Consider the following 2,134-nt stretch of genomic DNA (forward strand, 5'->3'; position numbering starts at 1 on the left):
GCCGAGCCTGGTCCAAGGCGCGGGCCTTGAGAGCCCGTCCCCGTAAGGGGGCCCGGGTTCAAATCCCGGCCCCGGCGCCATGTTTATGTGGGTGGTTGCTCCGCTGTTGGGTTGGGAACCCTTACTAGTAGGCCTGAATCCTCTTCGTAACTTGGTTGGAGGGCTGGTGTGGGTAGGTGGAGGGGAAGAGGGTGTTTGTTTTGATCGTGGTTTTATAGTTGGGTTGCTGTCACCGGCCTGAACAGCCTATTGGCTCGAGCGTGCTCCATGATGAGACTCCGGTTATGTATTGTGATGCGCTTGGGCTTATGGAGTATGTCCATGATGTTAAGGATGGGATCAGGCCCGTGCTTGAGCCTGTCGGCTGTGCGGTAAGCCACCAACCACCATCAACCCAAACATACTCATAGGTGTTATTGTAACCAGAACAAAGCCCATTAGATGCAGGCTGCGAACTAGTCATAACCTCAGCACTCATGAGCACTGGTAATAGTGTCTCATATTCTGTGCCACTTGAGTAGTTTGGTAGTATCCAGATGGGTGGTGATGTGTCTTCAAAGGCGTTTGCGTACAATGCGTTCGTATTCGCATTATTTAGGTTAAAGGTCCACGTGATGTTATCCTCAGCAATATTATCGATACCATCCGCCATCGGCGATAGGGTAACACTAACAGTCTCACTACCACTCGGTAGGGATATTTCATACGTAAACTCCATTGTGGGGCCCTCGGGCCCTATTGAGATGCCGATGGAGTAGCTGGACTCCTGCGAGCTCGCCGGAGGCGAGTAACTATTCAGCATGCTGCCGAAGGGGGAGTTGTAGAGGTTCTGCTGGTACTCGTAATAACTATAGTAGTAGTCAATAGCGCCACTCTCCATGAGGACTTGACCACCATTATCAACCATTGTTGTGGTTGGTTTGTAACCAACGAAGCCGTATACGTAGGCGGGTATGTTCGGTGGTGTCATATTAGCCTCAACGTTAATGCCTAACTCTATGCATGTGTCGTAGTAGAATGTTCCATTACCATCACTATAACCCTCAATACCCCACTCCGTATACGGTGCACCACTTAATTGGCCGGCCCATATGAGGTAATTATGGTTACCTTCGTAAATGCCAGGCTCTAACTCGTTGGCGCCCTCGTAATAATTCGAATAAGCTAACCAACACGGGTCCTGGGTCGGGCCTAAATTAACACCTACCTGGGCCTGGCTAGTTGATGGATGCTTTAATATTATGTACATCATCACTGCCCTTAGTACATCCCTTGGCATTGCTGGACCAATGATTAGGTAGTACGGCCCGCCAAAGGCTACTGCTAAGGCCTCCTTGCTGCCGATTGGTATTATTGGGTATGCGATTAGGTAGTCGCTTGGTTTACCAGGCCCACCCCATTCAGTCGAGTTAAGCACACCATACCTCCTAGCCCATGAGTAGGCCAGTAGGTACTCCATTGCCGGTACATCGCTTGTGTTTCCGTAGAGCATGACCAGGTCGCCCTTGGTTATTAAATTGGTTAACAAGCCAATCACTGGGCTCGTTAGGTTAAGCTTCACCTCCTCATTAACCACGCTAATGACGACACTAGGCTTAATCACTGAGTAGCCCATGAGTACCGTTGAGTTACCGGGTAAGGAAGGCAATTGACTCAGGTTAACCGGCTTAATAAGCGACTGCGGTACACCAACAAGCCTCTGAATCAACGACTGAGGACCAACAACGTAAACCGGCACGTTTGGGATAATACCCATTGACTCCGGAGCATTAAAATTAACCTTCGCCGTTGTGCCTTGTTTATTAGCAGCATGAATCAAGAGTAGTATTGAGACTATTACTGTGGCTAAAACTACCGCAGCCACTAATGAGGCAAGCTTAGATTTGAATCTCATACCGGGATTGCACGCTCTATGGGCTTTTTAACCCTTCGGTTTGTCATGATTAACGGCATTCTCACACCCCTACTGAACCACCTGCCCACGTAGTACCTCATTGCTCAACACCCAGCCTCCACGCCTCCGCTGCCGATGCCATTATTGCCGTTGCCTGTTCAACCAATGCCATGTACTTTATGTAGTTAATGACTGCTAATCCGCCTCCTATGAGTATTGGCGGTATTAGTGTGAGTATTA

The 2,134-nt window shown here is 49.3% G+C and carries 1 protein-coding gene; it reads right to left on the reverse strand.

Annotated features, from left to right (window positions below; all coding sequences use genetic code 11):
• Nucleotides 1-229: 229 nt before the first annotated feature.
• Nucleotides 230-1,894: a hypothetical protein gene (locus AAX04_RS11405; RefSeq protein WP_066798377.1), complete on the reverse strand. Its 1,665-nt coding sequence runs from the start codon at nucleotides 1,892-1,894 to the stop codon at nucleotides 230-232.
• Between the last annotated feature and the right edge of the window lie 240 nt (nucleotides 1,895-2,134).

The organism is Caldivirga sp. MU80 (assembly GCF_001663375.1).
Taxonomy (GTDB): domain Archaea; phylum Thermoproteota; class Thermoprotei; order Thermoproteales; family Thermocladiaceae; genus Caldivirga.